Genomic DNA, 14,506 nt, shown 5'->3' with positions numbered 1-14,506 from the left:
GCCGCCTCAGACCGGGGCCGGCTCGTCCTCCCGGTCCTCCCGGTCCTCCCGGTCCGCGCCCTCGGCCGCCCGGGCCTCGGAGCGGGCCATCGCCCGGTCGTCCACCACCCGGATCACCGTGATCACCGCGATCGCCGCGCCCGCCACCGCCAGGCCGGTCAGCAGCTTGGCCGGCTCGCTCACGTCCAGGTCGAAGAACCACCGGCCCACCGGGGTCGCCAGCGCCAGCGTCAGCAGCCCCACCATGGACCCCACCATCGCGACCTTCCACCAGACGTACGGCTTGGCCACCAGCAGCAGCACCCACAGCGTCGTCGCGCACAGCGTGATCACCACCGCCGTCCGGTCCGCCGGGTCGGGCACCGTGCGCCCGCCCAGCACCAGCAGGTACGTGGTCACCGCCGCCAGCCCCGCCACCATGCCCGAGGGCACCGCCAGCCGCAGCGTCCGCGCCACGAACCCCGGCCGGGCGATGTCGGTGTTGGGGGCCAGCGCCAGGAAGAACGACGGGATCCCGAAGGTCACCGCGTTGATCAGCGTCGCGTGCCGCGGGAAGAACGGGTACGACACCGCCAGCAGCCCCACGACCGTCGCCAGCACCATCGTGTACACGGTCTTGGTGAGGAACAGGCTCGCCACCCGCTCGATGTTGCCGATCACCCGGCGCCCCTCGGCCACCACCCGCGGCAGCACCGCGAACCGGTCGTCGAGCAGCACCAGCTGCGCCACCGACCGCGAGGCCGGGCTCCCCGAGCCCATCGCCACGCCGATGTCGGCCTCCTTGAGCGCCAGCACGTCGTTGACCCCGTCGCCGGTCATCGCCACGGTGTGCCCGCGCCCGCGCAGGCCCCTGACCATGTCCCGCTTGCGCTCGGGGGTGACCCGGCCGAACGCCGAGTGCGCGTCCACCTCGGCCGCCAGCCGCTCCGGCTCCCCGGGCAGGTCGCGGGCGTCCAGCGGCCGGTCCGCCCCGGGCAGCTCCAGCCCCCGGCCCACCGCGCCCACCGACGCGGCGTGGTCGCCGGACACGATCTTGACGTCCACCCCCTGCTCGGCGAAGTAGTCCAGGGTGGGCTTGGCGTCCGCGCGCACCCGCTGGTCCAGCACCACCAGCGCCACCGGCTCCACCGCTCCGGGCGCCATCGGGTCGTCCACCCCCAGCGCGGACCGGGCCAGCAGCAGCACCCGCAGCCCCTGGGCCCCCAGCCGGGCCGCCTCCGCGGCAGCCGCGTGCGCGGGGGCGAGCACGTCGGCCGCGCCCAGCACCCAGTGCGCGTCGTCCCCGTCCGGGGTGCGAAAGCCCATGCCGCTCCACTTGCGCGCCGACGAGAACGCCGCGTGCGCCACGGGCTCCCAGTCCGGGGCCCGGTGGCCGCCCGCCGCCACGCCCCGGGCGATCGCCGCCATGCTCGCGTTGGGGTCGGGGTCGTGCGCGGCCAGCGCCGCCAGCACCTCGGTCGGGCCGGGCCCGGCCCCCGTGCCGCCGCCCAGGTCGCGGATCTGCGCCATCTTCATGCCGGCCTCGGTCAGCGTGCCGGTCTTGTCCGTGCAGACCACGTCGACGCGGGCCAGGCCCTCGATCGCGGGCAGCTCCTGCACCAGGCACTGGTACCGGCCCAGCCGGATCACCCCCACCGCGAACGCGATGCTGGTGAGCAGGATGAGCCCCTCGGGGATCATCGACACCAGGGCCGCCACCATGCCGCGCAGCGCGTCCGCCAGCGGCCCGGAGATCTGGCCGCCCGCGGCGCCCTCGTCCAGGGTGACGTGCCCGCCCATGAACAGCTGGCTGTAGATCAGCAGCCCGCCGATGGGGAACAGGGCGTAGGTGATCCAGGTGAGGATCCGGTTGATGCCCGAGCGCAGCTCCGAGTGCACCAGCGAGAACCGGCTCGCCTCCTCGGCCAGCCGCGCCGCGTACGCGTGCCGCCCCACCTTGGTGGCGCGGAACCGGCCGGTGCCCGCCACCACGAAGCTGCCCGACATCACCGTGTCGCCGGGACCCTTGACCACCGGGTCGGCCTCGCCGGTCAGCAGCGACTCGTCGACCTCCAGGCCGCCCGCCCAGGTGACGGTGCCGTCGACCGCGACCTGGTCGCCGACCCCCACCTCCAGCACCTCGTCCAGGACGATCTCCTGGGTGGACACCCGCACGACCTCGCCGCCGCGCACCACCCGGGGGCGGGCGGCGTTGACGATGGCGAGCCGGTCCAGGGTCCGCTTGGCGCGCAGCTCCTGGACGATGCCGATGAGCGTGTTGATGAGGATGACCATCGCGAACAGCCCGTCCTGCACGGGGCCGATCACGGCGATGATCGCGAACAGCACCGCGATCATCGCGTTGATCCGGGTGAACACGTTGCCGCGGATGATCTGTCCGACGGTGCGGCTGGCCCGGACCGGGACGTCGTTGGTGCGGCCCGCGGCCACGCGTTCGGCGACCTCGGCCGGGCTCAGCCCGGGTTCTCGCGGCGGGCGCGCGGGGCCGCCGGTCGCGGGCGGCCTCTCCGGGGCGGTGTCCGCGCCGCCGGGTCGGTCGTGGTGTTCGGGCACGGGTGCTCCTGCCGATGACAAGGACGGGGCGTCCCCCGGAAGGGGCCGGCCTGCGGCCCGGGGACGTATCGAGGATGACGCCTCAAGGGTAAGAAGGGTCTCAAGACTAGAAGACGCCGGTCACCGGTGCGGGTGTGCCCGCCCCCCACCCCGGGTGGGGGCCGCACCACCGCGGAGCGGCGCCGCCCGCGCGGGCACCGCCGCTGGGCGGGCACGCCGGGGGAGCCGCGGTGTACCGCCGGAGCCGGTCCGGGTACCGTGTTCCCACCTCCCGAAAGTCCCACCGCGGGGACCGGGAGAGACAGGACAGGTAGAGGCCCACATGTGCACCGTCATCGTCGGATTCGACCCCGGCGCCGACACACCCCTGGTCATCGCCGCCCTCCGGGACGAGATGCGCGACCGCCCCTGGGACGGTCCCGGGCGCCACTGGCCGGACCGGCCGCGGATCGTCGGCGGGCGCGACCGCCTGGCGGGCGGGACCTGGCTCGCGGTGGACCCGCGCCGCCCCCGCGCGTCCGCCCTCCTCAACGGGTGGCCCTGGGACGGGCGGATGCCCTGGGAGGGCACCTACCCGGCCAGCCGCGGCGAACTGCCGCTGCGCGCCCTGGCGCACCCCTCCCGCGACCCCCTCCAGGGCGAGGACCCCACCCTGTACGCGCCGTTCCACCTGCTGGACGCGGACGCCCACCACGCCGACCTGTACAGCTGGGACGGGCGCTGCCTGGACACCCGGCGGATCCCGCCGGGGGTGAGCGTCGTCGTCAACACCGGACTGGACCCGGCCGACCCGCGGGCGGCCCGCCACACGCCCGTGTTCGCCGCCGCCCGGCCCGACCCGGACCTGGCGCGGGCCCGCACGCTCGAAGAGGTGTGGGGCGCGTGGCCGCGCCTGGTCAACGAGGCCGCCGCCGACACGCCCCGCTCGGCCGGCCTGGACGACGCCGGCGACCCGAGCGGGCTCATCGCCCACGCCGACCTGGGCGGCGGGAAGGTGTGGGCGACCGGGTCGGTCACGCTGCTGGCGGTGGACCGGGACACGGTCCGCTACGCCTTCACCGCCGACCCGGCCGACCCGCGGGCCTGGACCATGGTGGACACCGGCCCCGCCTGACCGCTCGTGTCGGTCTGACCGCCCGTGCCGGATCGGGCGCGTGCCCGCACCGGCCTGGCCACCCGCGCCGGACGGGGCGCGTGCGCGGGCCGGGCGGCCCGCGACGGCCCGGAGCCGGGGGCCGCCGCGGACCCCGGGCCCGCAGCGCGCGGGGCCGGGAGGGGCTCAGTGCCCCCGGTCGATCCACTCCTGTAGGTGCGGGGCCTCCTCGCCGATCGTCGTGGAGTCGCCGTGCCCGGTGCGCACCACCGTCTCCGGGGGGAGCGTCAGCAGCCGGTCGCGGATCGACGCGATGATCGTCGGGAAGTCGGAGAACGACCGGCCGGTCGCCCCCGGGCCGCCCTTGAAGAGCGTGTCCCCGCTGAACACCGTGCCCAGCTCGGGCGCGTACAGCGACACCGCGCCGGGTGTGTGCCCGGGGGTGTGCAGCACCCGGAGCACGGTCCCGGCCACCGTGATCTCCCGCCCGTCGGCCAGCGACCCGTCGGGGGCGCGGTCGGGGTGGGCGGAGTCCCACAGCACCCGGTCGTCGGGGTGCAGCAGCACCGGCGCGCCCACGGTGTCCCCCACGGCGTCCGCGAGCGCGGGGGCCGCGTCCACGTGGTCGTTGTGGGCGTGCGTGCACACGATCGCCACTACCCGGCGCCCGCCGACCGCCGCGGCGATCGCGTCGGCGTCGTGCGGGGCGTCCACCACCAGCACCTCGCTGTCGTCGCCGACCAGCCAGACGTTGTTGTCGACCTCCCACTCGCCGCCGTCCAGGGCGAACACCCCGGACGTGACCAGGTGCTCCACGCGTGCGCCGCTCACAGCTCCACCACCGACCTCAGCACCTCGCCGCGCTCCATCCGGCCGAACGCCTCCTCGATCCCGTCCAGGGGGATCCGCTCGTTGACGAACCGGTCCAGGTCCAGCCGCCCCTGGAGGTACAGCTCCACCAGGGTGGGGAAGTCCCGCGAGGGCAGGCAGTCGCCGTACCACGACGACTTCAGCGAGCCGCCCCGGCCGAACATGTCGAGCAGCGGCAGGTCCAGCCGCATCTCGGGGGTGGGGACGCCCACCAGGACCACGGTCCCGGCCAGGTCCCGGGCGTAGAACGCCTGCTCGTAGGTGCGCGGGTTGCCGACCGCCTCGATCACGACGTCCGCGCCGAAGCCCCCGGTGAGCTCCCGGATCGCCTCGACGGGGTCGGTGTCGGCCGCGTTCACGGTGTGGTGGGCGCCGAACTCGCGCGCCCACTGGAGCTTGCGCTCCTCGACGTCCACGGCGATGATCCGGCGCGCCCCGACCAGGCTCGCCCCGGCGATCGCGGCGTTGCCCACGCCGCCGCAGCCGATGACCGCCACCGAGTCGTCGCGGGTGATGTTCCCGGTGTTGATCGCCGCGCCGATCCCGGCCATGACGCCGCAGCCCAGCAGCCCCACCGCGGCGGGCTCGGCCCGCGGGTCGACCTTGGTGCACTGGCCGGCGGCCACGAGGGTCTTGTCGGCGAACGCCCCGATGCCCAGGGCGGGGGTCAGCTCGGTGCCGTCCTCCAGGGTCATCTTCTGCTTCGCGTTGTGGGTGTCGAAGCAGTACTGGGGGCGTCCGCGCAGACAGGCGCGGCACTCGCCGCACACCGCCCGCCAGTTGAGGACCACGAAGTCCCCGGGCTCCAGGCCGGTCACCCCCTCGCCGACGGACTCCACCACCCCGGCGGCCTCGTGGCCGAGCAGGAACGGGAACTCGTCGTTGATCCCGCCCTCCCGGTAGTGCAGGTCGGTGTGGCAGACCCCGCAGGTCTTCACGGCGACCACGGCCTCGCCGGGGCCGGGATCGGGGACGATGACGGTCGTCAGTTCGACGGGTTGCCCCTGGGCGCGGGCCACCACGCCCCGGACTCGTTGCGACACGGAGATCGTTTCCTCTCGGACGGTGCGCGTCCCGCGAGTGTGCTCGCGGTACCGCCACCCTCGTGCACAGGGCTCCCCGTGTCCACCATCCTCCCCGGGAACACCCCTGTGCCCCACCTCCGGGAGGCCGTTCCCGCGGGTCCCCGGCCCGGGGCGGCGGGTCCGGGCGGGGCGGGGCCGTGCGGGGCCCGGGGGTCAGCGCGCGGCGGTGCCCGGGGCGGTGGCGGTGACGGCGGCGGGCAGGTAGAAGGCCACGGTGAGCACCGCCCACCCCAGCCGGTCGGCCGGGCCCAGGCCGTGCAGGCCGGCGGAGGCGAACGCCGCCCAGGCCGCTCCGGCCAGGGCCAGCGCGAGCAGGGCGGTGAGCCGACGGTGGCCGGGCGCGCGTCCGTGTCCGGCCCGCAGCAGGACCAGGAGGATCAGGACGGGCGGGTAGCAGGCGGCGAGCACGGTCCCCAGGGCGGCGTGCAGGGTCCAGGCGGACAGGGGCACGGCGAGCACGGTGCAGGCGGCCAGGGGGAGGGGGATGGTCGGACGGGCCGCCGGGCGGTCCTGCGCGAGCACGGCCGGCGGGTCGTGAGAAGTCATGACTTCATCCTTCCCTCCGGGCCCGGGTCGCATGGGGGGAATGCGTAAGCCGGTGGCCGGACACGGGCGAAAGCCCTGGAACGGTGTCCGCAACCGGACAACGCCCGCGTACGGGGTTCGCACGTGCTAGTCCGGGCACCGGTGCCCGGACCCGGAGGGGGCGTCGGCCCCGCGGGGACTCCGCGTGCTCCCGCCCCCCGGCGCCGGCGCGCGGGAGATCAGGGGCGGCATCCGCCCCGGAGCGGTCATGGAACCGGAAGAACGGGGTACCCCCTGACCGCAAGCGGTCCCCCACCCCCGACAGGAGCCCCCATGACCGGTATGTTCCTCCTCCTGGCCCTCGCGGTCCTGGCCGTCCTCGTGATCGCCGTGGCCGGTGTCGTCCGTTACGCCAGCAGACCCGGCCCCAGGCGCGGAGGCGGTTCCACGGGATCGTCCGGAGCCGATTCCGGGGGCGGTGCCGCCTCCTGGAGCTGGGGCGGTGACGGCGGCGGTGACGGGGGCGGCGGCGGTGGGGACGGCGGTGGCGGTGGCGGCGCGAGCTGACACCTGCGGGAGCCGACACCTGCGGTCCCCGGCGGGGCCCTCGGAGGCCCGTTCCCCGGAGTGCGGGGGCCGGGGACGGTCCGGGGCGGCCCGCCGGACCGCGCCCGGCACTCTCTCCAGGCGGGAGCGCGGAACTCAACCGCATCGCGCGTACCGGCACGGTGCTTCCGGCCGCCGGCGGGGGCGGTGCCGCCCGCCCGCCATCACCGCGGCGAAGAAGGACAACGAGGACCCGCCGCTGATCCCGCAACCGTGCGGTCCCGTGCGTGGGCTCCTACTCGGTGAGGGTGCGGAGAAGTGCGGCCCACTCGCCACCTGAGAAGCCGAGGTGGCCCAGCTCGCTGTTCTGTGTGTCCCTGACCAGGGTCTCAAGGCCCTCGGAGACCTCGACGCAGTTCCCGCCGCCACCGTCGCTGTGGCTGGATTTGTGCCACTTCTGGATGGACTGGCTCATGGGCTTTCCCTTCGTGGGTGTTGGAGGGTCAGTTCGGGGTTTTGAAGGTGCGCAGAAGTGCGTTCCACTCGTTCGCGGTGAAGGTCAGGTGTCCGAGTTCCCTGTTCTGGGTGTCCCGGATCAGGGTTTCGGTTCCCTCCGCAACCTCGACGCAGCTGCCGCTGCTGTATGAGGACTTGTGCCACTTCGCCATCGGAATTCCTCAGCCTTCTTCGGTGGTTCGGTGGGCGCTTCCGGAGTGGGCCTTGGTGCGCGCCTCACAGAACGGTTATTTCCATCCTTGGCTGCTTGACTGGTGGTGAAGTGGTTGGTGGGGTGGCCGATGGCATTGAGGTTCAGGAGGCGCACGTGAACACGTGACTGTGGCGGCTACGTTCCGACTCGGGTTCACCTGGAGGGGATCGCGCGGGAAGGTACGTTAGCTCCCTCTGGGGCCTGGTGATGGGTTACGGTTCCGGGGAGTCCCCACATTGCGGCACTATCGGTGGCCCTGCGGTCCGGGGCGGCCGGAGGCTGCGAGCATGAAACCGACCCCCGCCAATTCGGCTGGCGGGGGTCGGTCCTGGGCTTTTGTGCTGTTACTTGGAGAGGGTCACCAGGAGGGCGGTCCACTCCCCGGCAGGGACGGTCAGGAAGCCCAACTCCCGGTTCTGCGTGTCACGGAACCTGGTGGTAGGCCCTTCCGCGACCTCCACGCAGTCCCCACCCCGGCCATCGCTGTAGCTGGACTTGTGCCAGGAACTGTTCTCGCTGCTCATCACAGACCTTTCATTCTCGCGTGGAGGATGTCGAGGGACCGTCGCGGAGACAGTGCTTCGGCTTGTAACGCACCGAACAGGTCGGCCATCTCGTCGATTTCAGCGGTGCGGTCGAAGCTTGTCCCACCAAGAGTATGCTCCATCCGCACGACCTTGCGGCCTCCCTGCATGCTGATCAGCCGGAATGGGGCACACAACCCACAGTGGTGGTGTACGTCGTCCGGGATGACCTGAAAACGGATCGTACCCTGCTCGGCCAGCGTAGTGACGTGCTCAAGTTGCTCCCGCATGACTTGGCCACTGCCGATGACCCGGTTGATGACGCTCTGTTCCACCACGAACCACAGGGCTGGTCGGGACGGCTGGATCGTAGGGAGCCTGCTCGCGCGGAGTTCCACCACTTCTTCGATCTCTTCTGGGGTCTTGCGGACCTGGCGGGCTGTGATGAGAACCCGGGCGTAGCTGCGGGTTTGAAGCAGACCCGGAATGAGAATCGGATGATACTCCGAAATGGATTCGGCTCGGCGTTCCATCTCTAACGAGTCACGGAACCAGGGCAAAACGGATTTTCCTTGCACCACCTCTAGCCAGAGGGTGTCCAGTTCTCCGTCTGTAGCGAACTCCGCGTCTAGTTTGCGCACATGCTCCCTATTAGGGATGCGTGTCGCCCTTTCCAGGTGGCCGACCATGCCGCCTGTCAGTTTCAGGGAGAGGCCGACTTCTGCCTGGGAACGCCCAGCTTGGCGGCGTAGCTGTCGGAGCTTGTCACCGAACGGTTTCCACTCGGGGTGGATCTTGTCAGTCATGTAACCAGACAACTACAGGTAACACGTTTCTGCAACACCTTCTGAGTAGTCGCACCTGTGTAGTTGTATCGGTAGCCGTCTGATCTGCGGTTGGGCATAGTCAGAGTTGTAACCGCAAGAGCTTTTTCGTGGAGCCTTTGAACGCCTTCCGCTCCACCCGTGTGGGGTAAGTGTCATTCTGGCTGTCCCATAACCGGTCAGGATGACAACCCACCAGGGCATACCAGGACATGAGTAAGCCCCGAACGACCGAAGTGAGAGAGCGGTCGCCGGGGCTGAATCCCCACCCCGAGCAGACGAGGTGAAGACGAATGCAGTGTACAACCCGTGATCCGAACCAACCAGAGCCCGCCCTTCCCCGGAGGGTGAGGAGCGCTCTCCCCGGGAGCAGCGCGGTCAGTCTCGGGCCGCCTGCTCCGGGGGACCCGGACTGGTACGTCTCCCATGTGTACGCCTGGGCGTACGGGCAGGTCGACGCGGTTCCGGTCACGGCCGACCGGGTGGCGCGGATCGCTGTGGCGCTGGTGGGCAACGCGCATCGGTGGACGCGTTCGGGTCTTGCCGGTGGGCGGTGTGAGGTGCGGGTGAACCGGTGCAGGTTCGATATCGCGGTCTCGGTGACCGACCAGGGTACGGTTCCCGCCCCGTCGGGGGTGTGTACCTTCCCGGTGGCCCGTCCCGGTGGCGGGGGGTTGCGCACTGTGGATGAGCTGGCCCTGTACTGGGATTGGGAGGGTGGCGCGGGGACGCCGATCACGGTGCGGGCGTTGGTGGACAGACACCCCCGCTGAGCGTGCGGCGGCGACGCACTCCGGGGGGTGACTCCCGAGCGGTTCCCCCCTGGGTTTCCCGCCGTCGCACCCGCCGGGCTGCTCGCCGCAGCGGTCCGGCCGGGTGGGGGCGCCGGCCTTGCGTGTCGGCGCCCCCACCCTCTGGAACCCGGTCGTGGCGTCTCGTTTCGCACCACCGACCCCGGGGTGCCGCGACCGGCCGGCCCCGGTGCCCGGTGGGGCACCGCCGAAGCCGGGGCCGGAGCGGGGCGGCAGGGCACGGTCTCGTGTCGCCCCGCTGATCGGAACAGCTGTGCGGTTCTTCCCCTTCAGCCCCGGTAGGGATCGCACGGCGCAGGCGGGTCGTGCCGTGGGGGTATGGCCCGGGGCCCGTCCGGGTGTGTGGGGACTCGCCGGGCGGGGTGGCGGGGTCGGGGGAGCCGCGGTTGCCTCCGGCCCCGCCCACCTCAGAGGAGGACGCCATGGACCACGGGACAGCAACGACCTGGTTGACGATCGCGCAGGTGGCCCGCCTGTGGGGTGTGGCTGCGGACACCGTGGAGGACTGGGTCGGGCGCGGGTGGATCGTCTCGCGCACCGATCACGGCGGTCGCCACCTGATTCCCGAAGGCGCTGCTCGGGCTGTGCTCGAAGAGGCGTATGCGGCCCGTGCGGCCAAGGACACGACGAAGACGAAGAGGAGCCGATGAATACCCCTCAACCCCCTGATTTTCCGGAGTTGGTGACTCCTGCGGAGGTCGCTGCTCTGTTCGGTGTGGATGCCAAGACCGTGACGCGTTGGGTGTTGCGGGGGCGGTTGCCGGGTGTGCGTACGCCCAGTGGGCACCACCGGTTCCGTAAGGAGGAGGTGCTCCGTCTGTTGGAGCGGGCGGGGGCGGTGCGGTGAGGCGGGTGGAGGTGGTGGGGCCGTTGACGTCGGGTGAGGTGGCGCAGATGTTGCGGGTGACGCCGGTGACGGTGGCGCGGTGGGCGGATCAGGGCAAGCTCTCCTCGTTTCGGACGTTGGGTGGGCATCGGCGTTTTCATCGGGCCGAGGTGGAGGCGTATCTGGTTCCCGAGACGGTGAGACCGACCGACCCCGCCACGGGGTGAACCCCGCCTGTAGGCACCTTCCCCGCCCCGGCCCGGCTCGTCCGGGCCCGGTCGGGGCGGGGAGGGGCTTCCCGTGTGCCGGCGGGGTCGGGACGCAACCGTCCTCGCGCGAGGCCTGGGCGGAGAACACGGGGGTGCTGGGGCCTCCTTCGGGGCCGGTGCCCCTGCCATGACATGACTACTGCATGTGACGAGAAGGAATCGGAAGCTGATGGGCAAGGTGTTGAGGTTCCCCGTCAGGGGTGAGGACGGAACGGTTGGGCGTGGCCGGGTGGGGCGCGGGCCCGCCGGGGGCGCTGGGAGCGCTGGGCGGGTGGTCGAGGTTCGTGGTCGCGGTGGTGGGACGCGGGGCCGGGGTGGGGCGGCCGTGGTCGTTCACCCGGTTGCTGTTCCTCCTGCCGGGTGTTGCGCGCACGGTCGGGGTTGTCCGGCGCGCTCGGTGTCGGCTTGTGGGTGCCCGTTCCCCGGTGCGGGCTGATGGGGGGCCGGTTCGGGGATCCGCCGGGGCCTGCGCGGGACACGTGTGCGGGGTATCTGGCGGAGCGGTGGGGGTTGCCGGTCTCGCCGCCGCGGCCGGGGGGCCGTCAGCGTGAGGACCCGTTGTCGCCGCCGGTGGACGAGCCGGGCGACTTCGCCCGCCGTGTCGAACGTGCCGACCGTGCGGCCTCGGCTGCTTCTACTGCCCCTACCGCCCCGGCTGGCCCGGCCGGCCCTGCTGATCTGGCGGATCTGGCTGCGGCTGTGCGTGCCCTGCTGGACCTGCGCCCCGACTTGAGGAAGAGCACTACATGGACACCGTCTCCGGCCGGACCGAGCACACCGGCGCCCCCAGCGCCGCGGACACCCCCGGTACCACCGACGCCCCCGTCACCGCTGCCACCGAGGCGCACGGCACCCCCGGCGTCTCCGATGCCTTCGGACTTCTCGGAGCGGGCGGTGTTGCCGGTGCGGTCGGAGAGTTCGTCGGGGTTGCTGAGCGGGCCGGGTTCGTCGTCGTGGTCGAGGGGGCGGGGCGGGTGGAGGTTCGAGGGGTGAGGCCGGACGGCTCGGTGGAGGGCGCGATGCGGTTCCACCTGTGCTGCCAGGCGGGGGAGTGGGTGTGGCGGTACGAGTTCCCGGCCCGCCCCGTGGGGGGTCGAGGGTCGGGGATGTTCAACAACTTTCCCCGGCACCCCGACCCGGGTGATTTCGCGCGGTTGGGGTGGTGGTGGCGCCACTTCTCCACCGGGCCGGGATGGCGGTACCGCCCGCAGGGGTGGATGCGCCCCCGCTCCTGGACCCGATCGGCGCGGTCGGCGGCGTAGGTGTCTCGTGCCCCGGACAGGGGTCCTGCTCTGTCGGCCCTCCGGCGTCTCGCCACCGCTTCTCCGCTTACGCTTCGGCCGCCTTTCCCGCGGACCGACCCCTTGTGCTGATCCACGACGATGAAACGACACCCCTGTGCCCCTGCACCGATCGTTGCTGTACCGCCTGCTGCCCGCGCCTCCGCCTTCGGGTGCGCAGAGCGCGGACCTAGCCCTGCGACCCTGGGCCGCGTACCTGTTCCTGCTCGTGGGGGCGGGGCTGACGTTGAGCACCCATCTGACGAACCCCGGGCCTTTGGCCTGGACCGGCGGGGCTGCGGCGGTGGGTTTGCTCTGCTGGGCGGCCCACCGGACGGGTTATCCGGCCCTGGCGGCCATCGATCTGACCACCGCGCACTGCACGACCCCTGCTGCCCTACGCGGGTGGGTGCGCACCGGCGCGGCCACCACGGCCTGGACCACGGGCATCCTGCTGGCAGGAGCGGTAGCCGAGCTGGGGGCGCGGGCCCTGCTCAGCTCTACGGCCACGCCCCCGGCGGGCGGGGCAACGGTGTTGCTGCCCGTGATGGCACCCACGGTCGCGCTCCTGACAGTGGCCCTGCTGGAGCGGGTGGTGCTTCACCGGGTGGAGGTCTACACCACGGCCGCGCTGGTGGTGATGGTGCTCGGCCTGCTCGCCCCCGGCGCGAGTTCGGCGCTGGGGATGCTGCCGCTGGTGGCTTCCACGCTGGGCCTGGTGTGGCTGTACGGGCGTACCCGCCGGGGTTTGGCCCTGTACGCGGGGTATCTGGTCGCCTATGCCGTGATGCGGGTCGTGTTCCCGGCCCTGCTCGGCCTGTGACCGTCGCCGCCCGGAGAGCGGCCCGCTCGGATCGGCTGGCCCTGATCCGTGCGTCTCCCGGCTGTCCCGAGGCCTGTCGTTGGTCGGTCGGTGAAGGTGGGGCCTCGTTGTGGCCGCCCCGCCGATGGGGTAGAAACTCCTGAGGAGCCACGGGCCCGGTGTGGGTGTTTTGTCTGTTTTTCGAGAAGTGGTGAAAACGGCTGGTTGACGGTGGAATCCGCGCTGGTCAGTTACTCTGCTCCCCGCGCACGCGGGGATGGACCCGGTGCTGAACAACGCCTTCCTGGCGGGGCAGACTGCTCCCCGCGCACGCGGGGATGGACCCTGGAGGGTGAGGACGAAGGCGTACTTCACGAGCTGCTCCCCGCGCACGCGGGGATGGACCCGTATAGCCCACGCCGCTGGTTTCCGCTCCCCACTGCTCCCCGCGCACGCGGGGATGGACCCCTAGGTCACGCTATTGTCGACCTAGGTTGCTTCTGCTCCCCGCGCACGCGGGGATGGACCGGCGCCCCGTACCGGGGGCCGGGGTCGCGGAGCTGCTCCCCGCGCACGCGGGGATGGACCGGCGCCCCGTACCGGGGGCCGGGGTCGCGGAGCTGCTCCCCGCGCACGCGGGGATGGACCCGTGTCGGCCGGGAAGCCGCCGGCGGGTACTCGGCTGCTCCCCGCGCACGCGGGGATGGACCCCAGGTCCGCGGGGCGCCTTCGCGCAGGGCTTCCTGCTCCCCGCACACGCGGGGATGGTCTTATGGTCGCCGGGTCATTCCGTCACTTGTCCTTGGGCGATAGGGCGTGGCGGAGGATCTCGTCGACGACGTGTTCGACCGGGGCGGTGGCGTCGATGACGCGGCCTCGGGGGACGTCCTCCTGGGTGCGATGCAGTCGGGTGAGGAGTTCCCGGTCTCCGGGGCGCCCGCCCCATTCGGTCGGGTCGGCGCGGACGCGTTGGTCGATCCGGTGGAGCAGGGTGTCGAGGTCGACGTCCAGGACGAAGACGCCGTCGAAGAGGTGGAGGAACCTGGGGAAGTTCCTGGAGCCGCCGCAGAAGAAGGTGGCCGGGTTGCTGTGGTCGGCGGCCAGGGCCTCGACCTTGGTGACGTTCCAGATGTGGTGTTCGTGTCTGAACCCGCCTGTGGGTCGGCCGGTTTCCGGGTCGCCCTGGTAGGCCAGTTCCCTGTCTCCGTGGACGGCGTGGTGGCCACGGCGTTGTAGGGCGTCGCAGACGGTGGTCTTGCCGGTGCCGGAGACTCCTTCGATCAGGAAGTTCCTGATGCCCATCGGTGGGTGCCGCCTTCCGGTCGTCCTGGTGTTCGCGGCATCAGGGAGGAGCGTGGTGGTGGGGAGCGTGCCGCGGGGGTCCGACCGTAACAAGAGGGGCCCTCTCGCACACCCGAATTTTTCAGGCCGGGGGTCTTTCAGTGGCTTTTGCGGGTGTGGGGTCTCCGTGTGGTTCGGGGCTGGTGTGTTCGGTGGGGTGTGCTGTGTGGGTCGGTGTGGTACGCCGGGGGTGAGGTGCGTCCGGTGCCTGTTGCCGTGGTCGCGCCGGTCCGGTAGAAATTTCCGAGGTTCATCAACGAGGCTTGGGTGTTTTGTCCGTTTTTCGAGAAGTCATAAAAATGGCTGGTTGACGGTGGAATCTTCCCAGGTCAGTTACTCTGCTCCCCGCGCACGCGGGGATGGTCCCCTCGCGCGACCGGGACCAGATCGTCGACTGGTCTGCTCCCCGCGCACGCGGGGATGGTCCCACCATGGCGGCTGGATTTG

16 protein-coding genes and 2 CRISPR repeat arrays (1 of these 18 only partly in view) are annotated in these 14,506 nt (G+C 72.0%); of the genes, 7 read left to right on the top strand and 9 right to left on the bottom strand.

What is annotated here, in order from left to right:
• Window positions 1-6 precede the first annotated feature (6 nt).
• Window positions 7-2,553: an HAD-IC family P-type ATPase gene (locus BUE45_RS24090; RefSeq protein WP_394328543.1), complete on the bottom strand. Its 2,547-nt coding sequence runs from the start codon at window positions 2,551-2,553 to the stop codon at window positions 7-9.
• Between the two features lie 322 nt (window positions 2,554-2,875).
• On the opposite strand from BUE45_RS24090, the gene BUE45_RS24085 reads away from it, so the two are divergent.
• Entirely contained in the window at window positions 2,876-3,667 is a 792-nt protein-coding gene (locus BUE45_RS24085; RefSeq protein ID WP_073382020.1) for an NRDE family protein, read from the top strand.
• Window positions 3,668-3,832: 165 nt separating this feature from the next.
• Here the strand turns inward: BUE45_RS24085 and BUE45_RS24080 are convergent, their stop codons facing one another.
• From BUE45_RS24080 to BUE45_RS24070, 3 genes are all read right to left on the bottom strand, one after another.
• Window positions 3,833-4,477 (bottom strand): MBL fold metallo-hydrolase, encoded by a 645-nt coding sequence (locus BUE45_RS24080; RefSeq protein ID WP_073382017.1) that lies wholly within the window; start codon window positions 4,475-4,477, stop codon window positions 3,833-3,835.
• Entirely contained in the window at window positions 4,474-5,559 is a 1,086-nt protein-coding gene (locus tag BUE45_RS24075) for an S-(hydroxymethyl)mycothiol dehydrogenase (protein ID WP_073382014.1), read from the bottom strand. The genes BUE45_RS24080 and BUE45_RS24075 overlap by 4 nt, the downstream gene beginning before the upstream one ends.
• 195 nt (window positions 5,560-5,754) lie before the next feature.
• Window positions 5,755-6,147 carry a hypothetical protein gene (locus BUE45_RS24070; RefSeq protein ID WP_143173464.1) on the bottom strand — a complete coding sequence of 131 codons (393 nt, stop codon included), beginning with the start codon at window positions 6,145-6,147 and terminating at the stop codon, window positions 5,755-5,757.
• A 312-nt stretch (window positions 6,148-6,459) separates the two neighbouring features.
• Here BUE45_RS24070 and BUE45_RS32010 point away from each other — a divergent pair, with 312 nt between their 5' ends.
• Window positions 6,460-6,693, top strand: a complete 234-nt coding sequence (locus tag BUE45_RS32010) for a hypothetical protein (protein ID WP_073382008.1) — start codon at window positions 6,460-6,462, stop codon at window positions 6,691-6,693.
• Between the two features lie 274 nt (window positions 6,694-6,967).
• Here the strand turns inward: BUE45_RS32010 and BUE45_RS24060 are convergent, their stop codons facing one another.
• From BUE45_RS24060 to BUE45_RS24045, 4 genes are all read right to left on the bottom strand, one after another.
• Window positions 6,968-7,147, bottom strand: coding sequence for a DUF397 domain-containing protein (locus tag BUE45_RS24060; protein ID WP_073382003.1), 180 nt, complete (start codon window positions 7,145-7,147; stop codon window positions 6,968-6,970).
• A gap of 28 nt (window positions 7,148-7,175) precedes the next feature.
• Window positions 7,176-7,340, bottom strand: a complete 165-nt coding sequence (locus BUE45_RS24055; RefSeq protein WP_073381998.1) for a DUF397 domain-containing protein — start codon at window positions 7,338-7,340, stop codon at window positions 7,176-7,178.
• Window positions 7,341-7,725: 385 nt separating this feature from the next.
• Window positions 7,726-7,905, bottom strand: a complete 180-nt coding sequence (locus tag BUE45_RS24050) for a DUF397 domain-containing protein (RefSeq protein WP_073382190.1) — start codon at window positions 7,903-7,905, stop codon at window positions 7,726-7,728.
• Window positions 7,905-8,711, bottom strand: a complete 807-nt coding sequence (locus BUE45_RS24045; RefSeq protein WP_073381994.1) for a helix-turn-helix domain-containing protein — start codon at window positions 8,709-8,711, stop codon at window positions 7,905-7,907. Before BUE45_RS24045 ends, BUE45_RS24050 begins: the two co-directional genes overlap by 1 nt.
• Before the next feature lie 1,252 nt (window positions 8,712-9,963).
• Here BUE45_RS24045 and BUE45_RS24035 point away from each other — a divergent pair.
• From BUE45_RS24035 to BUE45_RS32000, 5 genes are all read left to right on the top strand, one after another.
• Entirely contained in the window at window positions 9,964-10,191 is a 228-nt protein-coding gene (locus BUE45_RS24035; protein ID WP_073381985.1) for a MerR family transcriptional regulator, read from the top strand.
• Window positions 10,188-10,388, top strand: coding sequence for a helix-turn-helix domain-containing protein (locus tag BUE45_RS24030; RefSeq protein WP_143173463.1), 201 nt, complete (start codon window positions 10,188-10,190; stop codon window positions 10,386-10,388). Before BUE45_RS24035 ends, BUE45_RS24030 begins: the two co-directional genes overlap by 4 nt.
• Window positions 10,385-10,594, top strand: a complete 210-nt coding sequence (locus BUE45_RS24025; protein ID WP_073381981.1) for a BldC family transcriptional regulator — start codon at window positions 10,385-10,387, stop codon at window positions 10,592-10,594. The genes BUE45_RS24030 and BUE45_RS24025 overlap by 4 nt, the downstream gene beginning before the upstream one ends.
• A 788-nt stretch (window positions 10,595-11,382) precedes the next feature.
• Window positions 11,383-11,898, top strand: coding sequence for a hypothetical protein (locus BUE45_RS24020; RefSeq protein ID WP_073381977.1), 516 nt, complete (start codon window positions 11,383-11,385; stop codon window positions 11,896-11,898).
• Between the two features lie 565 nt (window positions 11,899-12,463).
• Window positions 12,464-12,739 carry a hypothetical protein gene (locus tag BUE45_RS32000; RefSeq protein WP_143173462.1) on the top strand — a complete coding sequence of 92 codons (276 nt, stop codon included), beginning with the start codon at window positions 12,464-12,466 and terminating at the stop codon, window positions 12,737-12,739.
• A 235-nt stretch (window positions 12,740-12,974) separates the two neighbouring features.
• Window positions 12,975-13,490: a CRISPR direct-repeat array (repeat unit 29 nt).
• Between the two features lie 20 nt (window positions 13,491-13,510).
• Here the strand turns inward: BUE45_RS32000 and BUE45_RS24010 are convergent.
• On the bottom strand, window positions 13,511-14,020 hold the full coding sequence (locus BUE45_RS24010; protein ID WP_073381969.1) for an AAA family ATPase: 510 nt from the start codon (window positions 14,018-14,020) through the stop codon (window positions 13,511-13,513).
• A 376-nt stretch (window positions 14,021-14,396) separates the two neighbouring features.
• A CRISPR array of direct repeats spans window positions 14,397-14,506; the repeat unit is 29 nt; unit sequence CTGCTCCCCGCGCACGCGGGGATGGTCCC (it continues 591 nt past the right edge of the window).

It is taken from the genome of Nocardiopsis flavescens (assembly GCF_900141985.1).
Classification (GTDB): domain Bacteria; phylum Actinomycetota; class Actinomycetes; order Streptosporangiales; family Streptosporangiaceae; genus Nocardiopsis; species Nocardiopsis flavescens.
Note: the sequence above shows the minus strand (reverse complement) of the source record. Positions and strands in the feature narration are given on the sequence as shown.